8 protein-coding genes are annotated in these 9,197 nt (G+C 46.5%); 6 read left to right on the top strand and 2 right to left on the bottom strand.

Annotation, left to right across the window (positions count from 1 at the left end; all coding sequences use genetic code 11):
* On the top strand, nucleotides 1-2,289 hold a 2,289-nt coding region (locus tag IE104_RS18795), incomplete at its 5' end, for an Ig-like domain-containing protein (RefSeq protein ID WP_229838168.1).
* Between the two features lie 122 nt (nucleotides 2,290-2,411).
* On the opposite strand, the gene IE104_RS18790 is transcribed toward IE104_RS18795, so the two are convergent.
* Nucleotides 2,412-3,467 carry an SPM autocatalytic domain-containing protein gene (locus tag IE104_RS18790; protein WP_189421418.1) on the bottom strand — a complete coding sequence of 352 codons (1,056 nt, stop codon included), beginning with the start codon at nucleotides 3,465-3,467 and terminating at the stop codon, nucleotides 2,412-2,414.
* Nucleotides 3,468-3,784: 317 nt separating this feature from the next.
* Between IE104_RS18790 and IE104_RS18785 the strand changes: the two genes are divergently transcribed.
* From IE104_RS18785 to IE104_RS18770, 4 genes are all read left to right on the top strand, one after another.
* On the top strand, nucleotides 3,785-4,267 hold the full coding sequence (locus IE104_RS18785; protein ID WP_189421416.1) for a cupin domain-containing protein: 483 nt from the start codon (nucleotides 3,785-3,787) through the stop codon (nucleotides 4,265-4,267).
* On the top strand, nucleotides 4,264-5,436 hold the full coding sequence (locus tag IE104_RS18780; protein ID WP_189421414.1) for a Gfo/Idh/MocA family protein: 1,173 nt from the start codon (nucleotides 4,264-4,266) through the stop codon (nucleotides 5,434-5,436). The genes IE104_RS18785 and IE104_RS18780 overlap by 4 nt, the downstream gene beginning before the upstream one ends.
* A 47-nt stretch (nucleotides 5,437-5,483) precedes the next feature.
* The gene (locus IE104_RS18775) at nucleotides 5,484-6,854 is read left to right on the top strand and encodes a Gfo/Idh/MocA family protein (protein WP_189421412.1); all 1,371 of its coding nucleotides are present in this window, start codon (nucleotides 5,484-5,486) and stop codon (nucleotides 6,852-6,854) included.
* A gap of 143 nt (nucleotides 6,855-6,997) precedes the next feature.
* Nucleotides 6,998-8,056, top strand: a complete 1,059-nt coding sequence (locus IE104_RS18770; RefSeq protein ID WP_189421410.1) for an alkene reductase — start codon at nucleotides 6,998-7,000, stop codon at nucleotides 8,054-8,056.
* 65 nt (nucleotides 8,057-8,121) lie between these two features.
* Here the strand turns inward: IE104_RS18770 and IE104_RS18765 are convergent, their stop codons facing one another.
* Nucleotides 8,122-8,349 (bottom strand): hypothetical protein, encoded by a 228-nt coding sequence (locus IE104_RS18765; RefSeq protein ID WP_189421408.1) that lies wholly within the window; start codon nucleotides 8,347-8,349, stop codon nucleotides 8,122-8,124.
* Nucleotides 8,350-8,503: 154 nt separating this feature from the next.
* On the opposite strand from IE104_RS18765, the gene gmk reads away from it, so the two are divergent.
* The gene (gmk, locus tag IE104_RS18760; protein ID WP_189421406.1) at nucleotides 8,504-9,121 is read left to right on the top strand and encodes a guanylate kinase; all 618 of its coding nucleotides are present in this window, start codon (nucleotides 8,504-8,506) and stop codon (nucleotides 9,119-9,121) included.
* The last annotated feature ends 76 nt before the right edge of the window (nucleotides 9,122-9,197 follow it).

Raw genomic sequence — 9,197 nt, 5'->3', positions numbered from 1 at the left:
AAAGGTGCTCCGAGAGTTTCTTTGACTTCGCCTCAGTCAAATGGTTTGACTTACAGTACAGGGTCTACGATCACGCTCACTGCCACAGCGGCAGATGTAGATGGCACTATCAACAATGTAGCCTTTTACGTTGACGGAATTCTTTCCTCCACGGATACGATTGCTCCGTATTCTTATGATTTTAAACCTAGCGTTGCAAAATCATATAAGACTAAAGTTGTTGCTACAGATAATAGTGGCTTGGTGACAAACTCTATAGAGCGGGAAATTGTTTATGGAGTTGCTACCAGCAGCAGTTCCAGCTCAGCAGGTAGTAGCGGTTCCACCAGTAGCTCAGGCTCCACAAGTAGTAGTGGCTCTACCGGTAGCTCAGGCTCAACAAGTAGCACAGGGTCTACAGGTGGCTCGGGATCTACTAGTACGGGCTCGACTTCGAGCTCAGGTTCCGCTTCTAGTGGGGCCTTGAGTGTAACTGTATCTCGAACTGTTAAACCTGGTTATTTAACATTCTCTTGGAGCAATCCAGTGGGAGCTACTTCATTCGATTTGAATTACGGTGCAACAAAAATTTCGAATGTAACATCACCTTATAGTTTGCCTGCGGCTATGAATGATTATCAAACCACTGAGTTTAACCTGGAGGGATCGAAGGGGGATCAAGTGTGGCCGAATCAAATTAGTAGTAAGCCAACATCTATTGGACTAAGTAACTACATGGATAATTCGGGTTGTGTGATTCAAGGGAAAGAAGTTCTTTGTTGGGGTGATGCTGCATTAAATGCTCCGTCAAATGCGTTCGTTAACCCTCAAATGGTATCGGTTGGTTGGGGTTATGCGTGTGTATTGGATGCTGTTTCTCCAGTGTCGAAAGTTGTTTGTTGGAGTGCAATGGATGTAGCGAGGGAAATCCCTGGATTGAATAATCCTTCAAAAATCAGTGTCGCTGTTGATGGGGCATGCTCCATGTCTGGGGATGGCAAACGCTGTTGGGACAGTCTTGGTCAGACACCGACGCTTCTCTCTGCCGCATATTTGCTAGATAAGGGCTGTATAAAAACTGCAACTGGTTCTGTGTCATGTGTGGATTCGCTTGCTGTCCCGGGAGCTTCTTTAGCATCTAACCCTAAATCTCTAACTGTTGGTGGTGTTGATGACAGTTCATTCGTTTGTGCAATAACTGCAAGTTCATTGCTTGATTGTAGAAAAGCCTCAGATGCTGATGCGAGCGTAATTCAATATCCAAATGGTTCATTTACACAGGTTAGTGCTGGTTTCAATCATGCATGTGCTTTGGGTGAGTCCGGTGTGAAATGTTGGGGAAATAATGATGCTGGTCAAACTACTGTTCCGAGTTTGAATGCGCCGATTCAAGTTGTTGCGGGGAAAAATCGTACATGTGCTTTAGATTCTACAGGCGTTGTTTGCTGGGGTGCGCAATTTACCCAACCTGGATTTTCAGTGGGCTCACCTGTGGCTTTAGGTTTCAAAGGGGATCACTTGTGTGTAGCTACAAGCACAGCTGTAAATTGTCTCGATGGAACCAATGATCAGACAAACAAAACCTCGATGATTAAAACATTGAGCGGTGCAACTCAATTGGCAGTTAATAATCTCGGTTTCTGTGCAGCGAACAGTGCGAATATACTCGGGTGTTGGGGGTTTGATTTGACGGCGTTACAAATGCCAGCTTCAGTTGGTGCCCCCAAATATTTAGCTATGGGTACTATCGACAGTGGTTTCTCTTGTGCTGCCTCTTCTTCCAATTGGAGTTGTAAGGGAGATGTCGATCTCTCTAAAACGCCGGCTGACAATATAGGTACAATACTTGGGCTTTCGTCCTCAAATGACAATGTTTGTGCGCTTGTAAATGGTCCGAATCCGGTTGTTTGTTCGGGGGGGTCAGTTGTTCCACCTGTATCAAATATTTTTTCCAGCCCTAAGGCTATTGCTGTCGGAGCAAGCAAAACTTGTGTAAGTGACGCATGGAGTGTGCGTTGCTGGGGAGAAGATGGCCCTGTGAGTATGGAGGGATCTATTGTTTCGGTAACAAATGCCAAGTCGCTGGTGATTGGCGATTTGAATGGTGGAGATTTCCAAGTGTGTGCGCTAAATGATACTAAGGCCACTTGCTGGAATAGCGTGCTCCAACAAAGTTTTGAGATCCCATTTATAAATGCAACTGCAATTGCGGCAGGTCGCTCAAATACTTGTGCCTTGGATCAGGGGCAAATGGTATGTTGGGGCGATGCTTTTAATGGCCGCTATGGATGGAGATCTATCGCGCGTTAAAAAAGATCTACCTATAAATAAACCAAGGCACCTTAGAGTGCCTTGGTTATTTATGCTTATGTATTGGTTCTAAATAAATCTGATGATATTAAGCACTAACACAATTTGTTATAACTTTAGCATCAAACCGTCAAATTAATCTCCTGCACAATTCCTGTATCACCATCTTCTTTTACATAAATTCCCGAATTTGCAATTTCACCGGCGGATTGGTTGTTGCCGTCTTTTAATTGGAAGGGGCTGGTAACGTGGCCAAGAAAAATTGCGCCTATGTTTTTATCGCCCAGTGCGACTAATTGTTGCGAGCCGTCTTCGTTAAAGCTCCAGATGCGCAGTTTGTGATAAATGCTGTCGCCTTCGTCGATAAAGTGATTGCCGTCTTCGTCAAATTGCGCGAGTTCTGAAAAACCTCTGCCGCTGCTGGGGCCGAAAAGTTCACTGCCGTTGTTGATGGCTCCATCGCCATTTCTATCCAACGCTAAAAAACCATTACCGGGGCGCAGGCTTGCGATTTGCTCGGCGCTGCCATCGTTATCTAAATCAAATTTGAATTTTGTTTGGCTGAGCTTTACGCCTTCGCCATCGAAATTAATCACTATGGGGTCAATTTTGCGCGCGTTGCCTCCGCGTATGGTCAGGCTGGATTCTTCAACATAGCTGCGGCTCATGGTGAGTGAAGAAGAAAAATTTATGGCGCGGCCATCTTGGGTGTGGATTACGCCTTGGGCATTGAACTCCAGTTTTTCTTGTTCTTTGTAAGTCTCGGTGTGGCGATAAATCATGCCGTAACCAGGCGATTGTTCGCTGCTCGCTGGAGCGGCATCTACATCGAGTTTTGTGGGTGTGTCCTCGCCTTTTAGTTCAAGCGGTTCGACCATGTTCATGGGTTGGCCGGTAATGGCTTCGTACAAGCGCTGCAAGATAATCAGGTTGACGCGTGAGCGGGCATCGAGTTGGCTGTTCAAATCCACTTTGTAGCGATTGCGTTGGAGTTCGAGCAGGGAGAATCCGCGCGCAGAGATGGTGACCTGCTCATCCCAGCGATTGGTAGGTGTTTCTTCGGGGGTGGTTGAAAGCGGTGGCCCAGCTAACCAGAAATCGAGCTTTTCGCTAACTGTATGTTCCTCTCGGTAGTCATGGCTGGCGTTCATGGCAATTTGCGCGTTGGCAATAATCATTTATTACTCCTGTTTTACTTTTATCCAATAAGAGTTGTTAAAGCTAATAGCGGCAATGTTGATTATTTGTTGAGCGGTTTTTGTCGTTGAAATTAGAATGTTTAGTTATAGAAGATGGCGTTAATAAACTTCCTTGCTGGTAGATGGCCTTGTATACAAGTGCTGTCAGTAGGTTTATTATCGACCAGCATTCGAGCTTGAGGCTGACTACGCAAACATCAATACCAATAATTGCGTATCAACAGCTCGCTCGTTTTAAGCAGTTAACAAGATAAAAAATTTCCTCATTTCTGCATTTACTTTGTGGAGCCGCATCCATGATTAGTCGCCGCGATATAAGCGTTGCTTTTATTTCCGTCTGTCTTACTTGTATAAGTTTTTCTTTCGCCAGCTCTGCTGTGCCACTCATTTCCGCTTCCGTTTATGATTGGAATAACATGGATGTAAAAAAAACCGATGTTGGTGAATATCGTCAAGTGATTAAAGGCCCGACGGCTACGCTTGATGAACTTGAATTGCATGTCACAACTTTGTTGCCGGGCCAAAATTCACATGCGCCGCACCGACATGTTAATGAAGAACTGGTAATTATCCGCGAGGGAACTGTGGAGGTGCTATCTAACGGTGAGCGAAAAAAGTTGGGTCCGGGTTCTGTTGTTTTTAATTCCACCAACTCCCTTCACGCTTTGCGAAACATAGGCACAGTGCCAGCTGTTTACCACGTGGTTAATTGGCAGTCTACGGAAACGAAATTATTGGCGAAGCAACAATCTTCCAGCTCTACAGGTGACAACAAATGAATCCATTAGATAGAAGAAGTTTTTTGCAAATGGCCGGGCTTGCAAGCATGGCATCAATTGCAAGTGAAAGTTTTGCGCAGGCAGATGCAGGAAAAATAATCCGTGAAACAGTAAAACCTTCTTCGGAAGATACAAAACCAAAATACAAAGTAAAATTTTCAGTAATTGGTTTGGATCATTCCCACATTATGAGTATGACTGCTGCAGTATTGCGCGGTGGCGGTGAATTAGTTTCGGTGCTTTCCACCAACACCGAAGGTTTAAAAGAAAAACAATTAGCAGATTTCCGCAAACAATTCGGCGATGTGAAAGTTGCGGAATCTGAAGATGAAATTTTACAGGATAAATCCATTCAATTGGTTCTGGCTGCACCTATTCCTGATCAACGCGCTCCCTTGGGTATTCGAGTTATGAAATCCGAAAAAGATTTCCTTAGCGATAAGCCTGCAATTACCACACTAAAACAATTGAGTGACGTGCGCAAAACAATTAAAGAAACCAAACGTAAATTCGCAATTATGTATTCGGAGCGCTTAGAAGTTCCGTCTGCCGTCAAAGCTGGCGAGCTAGTGCATGCAGGTGCAATTGGTAAAGTTATCCAAACAGTTAATCTCGCACCTCATCGCGTTAACGAACCTGTTCGGCCTGCGTGGTTTTTTGAAAAAAGTCGGTATGGTGGAATTCTTACAGATATAGGCTCACATCAAGCTGACCAGTTTTTGTTTTATACCAATTCAACCAAAGCAAAAGTCGTGGCGTCGCAAGCAGGAAATCTTGCCTATCCGCATCGCCCAAATTTTGAAGACTTTGGGGATATGATGCTAACGGGAAATGGCGGCACAGGTTATGTGCGCGTTGATTGGTTTACGCCCGATGGCTTGGGAGTATGGGGTGATGGCCGTTTATTTATTTTGGGTACTGAAGGTTATATTGAGTTGCGGAAATATGTTGATCCTGCAGGTAAATCAGGTGGAAACCATTTAGTTATTGTCGATAAAAAAGCAACGCGCTATCTGGATTGCAGCAATGTGAAATTGCCTTTCGGCGAAGAGTTTGTAGCAGATATTGTAAACCGCACTGAAATTTCGCAAAACCAAGAGCAGGCGTTGTTAGCTGCGGAACTTGTATTAAAAGCGCAGAAAAACGCAACTAAACCGGTGGTGGCTTAATCGAATAGTTGAACGACCAATGCAAACAAAGCGCATAAGGTGCCAGTATGAAAAATAACAAATTTAGTCGACGTAAATTTTTAAAATCAGGTATTGGTGTAACGGCAGCCGTTGGATTTCCGCTTATTGTTCCCTCCAGCGTATTTGGAAAAAATGCACCGAGCAATCGCATTAATGTGGGTGCTATAGGAGTGGGCCGAATCTCGCGTAGTCATGATATGCCAGAAGTTTGGAAATATGATCACGCGCATGTACTGGCAGTGTGTGATGTCGATACCAATCGGCTTGCAGCAGGCAAGCAATTGGTTGATGAAAATTATGCGAAGAAAACAGCGCGCGATTACAACGGCACTCTTACCTATTCTAATTACCGTGATTTACTTGCCAATAAAGATATTGATGCCGTTATTATTTCAACTCCAGATCACCAGCACGCCGTTTTAGCAGCGCATGCAATTCGTGCAAAGAAAGATGTGTATTTGCAGAAGCCGGTATCGCTAACGATTCATGAGGGACGTCAGCTCGCCAATACAGTTGCCAAAAGCAAACAAATTTTACAAATTGGTTCGCAACAGCGCTCGTTAAATCCCTGGCCACAATTTCATCGTGCGTGTGAGTTAGTGCGCAATGGCCGTGTTGGAAAAATTTTGGAAGTTGAAATTGGTTTGCCGGGTGACCCTTCGGGCCCGGAGGCGCCGCCAATGCCAGTGCCGCCTAATCTTAATTACGATGCCTGGTTGGGTTCTACACCTGAAGTTTATTACACCGAAACGCGCGTGCATCCACAGGTTGGTTTTGATCGCCCGGGGTGGTTGCGCTGCGAGCAATTTGGCTCGGGGATGATTACCGGTTGGGGCACGCATCACGTCGATATTGCGCATTGGGGGATGGATACCGAACACACGGGTCCCATTGAAATTTGGGGCGATGCAGAATTTCCCACCAGCGGCTTATGGAATGTGCACGGAAAATTTAAAACATTTGCACGCTACGCCAACGGCGTGCTTATGACAATCTCGGGCGATTTACCCAACGGTGTTAAATTTATTGGCGAAGACGGTTGGATTTTTGTGACGCGCAGTGGCCCAGTTACGGCGAGTGATCCAAGCGGCCCAAAAATTGATCCGCTCACGGCGAGCGATCCCAAAATATTGAGCAGCGTTATTGGTCCTAACGAAATTCATTTGTATCGCAGTGAAGAACAACATGGGAATTGGCTGGATTCAATAATTTCCCGCAAACCGAATATTGCGACGGCTGAAATTGGCCATCGCGCTTGTTCAACCTGTTTGTTGCACCACATTGCTATGCACACCAAACGAAAATTGCGTTGGAATCCGGTAAAAGAAAAGTTCATCGATGACGATGATGCAAATAAATATTTGAGTCGCGTACAGCGCAAGCCATACGGCTTTTAAAAAAATGCCGTCTTTAGGCCACATGATATTTGTAATCACTTAAGAGGTTCGCCTTGAAGTTTTGCTCTGCCTACCTCATTGAGTTATCAGCGCAATCCCTGTGGTTGTTTTGTTGATGATTCGTGTATTCCTGAGGTGGTTTTATGTCTGTTTTATTTGAGCCTGTACAAATTGGCGATTTGCAGTTGGCTAATCGCGTCATCATGGCGCCCCTGACGCGCTCGCGCGGCACAGGTACTGATAACCGCGTTCCCAATGATTTAATGGCGACTTATTATTCGCAACGCAGCAACGCAGGCCTCATTATTAGTGAAGCTACCGCAGTAACGCCCATGGGTGTCGGCTACGCACGTACACCGGGCATCTGGTCTGATGAGCAAGTCCAGGGCTGGAAAAAAGTTACCAGCGCGGTACACGCCAAAGGCGGCAAGATTCTGCTTCAGTTGTGGCATGTTGGCCGTATTTCCCACCCTATGTTTTTAAATGGTGAGTTGCCAGTCGCCCCAAGTGCTATTGTACCGAGCGGCCATGTCAGCCTTGTGCGCCCGGAAAAGGCTTATGTAACTCCCCGCGCATTGGAGACCAGTGAGATTCCGGGCATTGTGGAGGCTTTCCGTAAGGGTGCTGAAAATGCCAAGGCGGCAGGTTTTGATGGTGTGGAAATTCATGGTGCCAACGGTTATTTGATCGACCAATTCCTGCAAGACAGCACCAACCACCGTACCGATCAATATGGCGGTTCTATTGAAAACCGCGCGCGTTTTGCGTTGGAAATTGCCGATGCGGTTATCTCGGTGTGGGGCGCTGGTCGCGTTGGTTTTCACATAGCACCGCGTGGCGACGGACATACCATGGGTGATTCAAATCCGGTGGCGCTATTTACCTATTTGGCGAGCGAATTGGCTAAGCGCAAGATTGCATTTATCTGCGCACGCGAATATCAAGATGAAGATTCTATCGGCGATAAAATCAAGGCTGCTTTCGGTGGCGCCTACATCGCCAACGAAAAATTCACGCAAGAATCCGCAGAGGCTTTAATTAATAGCGGTGGCGCTACGGCGGTGGCTTTTGGTTCGAAATACATTGCCAACCCGGATTTGTTGGCGCGCTTCCAGCAAGGTTTGCCTTTGGCAGAGGTGCATTGGGATACGGTATATGGGGCAACGGCGGTGGGTTACACGGATTATCCTGCAGCGACCTAAGTTTTAATTTACGCCTACCAAAACTCAGCTTCGGCTGAGTTTTTTCGTTTTGGTTAGCCGCGTGGCTATTCAGATTCCAGTTCGCCCTTGTCATCGACTATTTGTACCAAGGTCGCTATGCCGTTGTTGCGGAGTTTATCCATAAGCTTGGCGAGTTTTTCTACTTGCGCGGCGTCTAATTGTTCACCGTGAATAAACGTGAGCCGTTTTTTGCGCACCAATTCACGTACGTAATCCGGGCGAACGCGTAGTCGTTCAGCAGTTTGGGTGATGGATAAAAGTTGTTGCAGCATGGTTAAGATCTGGGCAGGAAGTGTGGCTACTATGCCACAAGTTACCGGGCTGGAAAGAGTTAAATTACAGTAAGCGCGGCGCGGCCGCCCATAAAAAGAAAAGCTGTGCCATAATTTGCACCTATCATTTTTGTTTTTGGCGCAGGGTTTTAACATGGCTCATCTTGGTACGCTTTATACCGTCTCGGCACCCTCCGGTGCAGGGAAAACCAGTTTGGTCTCAGCCTTGGTGAAATCCAATCCCGAAGTTTGCGTTTCGGTATCGCACACCACGCGTCCCATGCGTCCGGGCGAAGTAAACGGAGTGAATTACCATTTCGTGGACCATGCGACTTTTGAGCAAATGATCGAAGCCTCAGCCTTTTTGGAGCACGCCCGCGTTTTCAGCAACCTTTATGGCACCTCCCAAAAATGGGTTGAAGAGACCCTGCAACAAGGCATAGATGTAATCCTTGAGATCGATTGGCAGGGCGCAAAGCAAGTGCGTCAGTTGATGCCCAATACCGTTAGCTTGTTTATTCTCCCGCCCTCCCTCGCTTGCCTGCGCCAACGCCTGACTGGTCGTGGGACAGACCCGGAAGCGGTGATCGACGCCCGTATGGCAGAGGCGATTAGTGAGATGTCGCATTACGTGGAAGCCGACTATTTGATTATCAATGACGATTTCACCACCGCCCTGGCCCAATTCCAGGCGCTAATTACCAGCCAGCACCTGCGTTTGGCGCGTCAGGTAGATAAGCACACTGCTTTAATCGAAGAATTGTTGACCTAACCGGCACCCCGTGGCGGTTATTTTATAAGCAGCGCTTGGCAGTTTTGCCTGATCTAGCGCATAATGCGCCCACTTT

Origin of the sequence: Cellvibrio zantedeschiae (assembly GCF_014652535.1) — a bacterium.
GTDB classification, from domain to species: Bacteria; Pseudomonadota; Gammaproteobacteria; order Pseudomonadales; family Cellvibrionaceae; genus Cellvibrio; species Cellvibrio zantedeschiae.
This window is presented reverse-complemented; position numbering and strand designations above follow the sequence as displayed.

What these genes read in the sequence shown, in the direction of transcription:
- IE104_RS18790 (WP_189421418.1), bottom strand. Translation starts at nt 3,467, where the DNA reads ATGATTATTGCCAACGCGCAAATTGCCATGAACGCCAGCCATGACTAC.
- IE104_RS18785 (WP_189421416.1), top strand. Translation starts at nt 3,785, where the DNA reads ATGATTAGTCGCCGCGATATAAGCGTTGCTTTTATTTCCGTCTGTCTT.
- IE104_RS18780 (WP_189421414.1), top strand. Translation starts at nt 4,264, where the DNA reads ATGAATCCATTAGATAGAAGAAGTTTTTTGCAAATGGCCGGGCTTGCA.
- IE104_RS18775 (WP_189421412.1), top strand. Translation starts at nt 5,484, where the DNA reads ATGAAAAATAACAAATTTAGTCGACGTAAATTTTTAAAATCAGGTATT.
- IE104_RS18770 (WP_189421410.1), top strand. Translation starts at nt 6,998, where the DNA reads ATGTCTGTTTTATTTGAGCCTGTACAAATTGGCGATTTGCAGTTGGCT.
- IE104_RS18765 (WP_189421408.1), bottom strand. Translation starts at nt 8,349, where the DNA reads ATGCTGCAACAACTTTTATCCATCACCCAAACTGCTGAACGACTACGC.
- gmk (WP_189421406.1), top strand. Translation starts at nt 8,504, where the DNA reads ATGGCTCATCTTGGTACGCTTTATACCGTCTCGGCACCCTCCGGTGCA.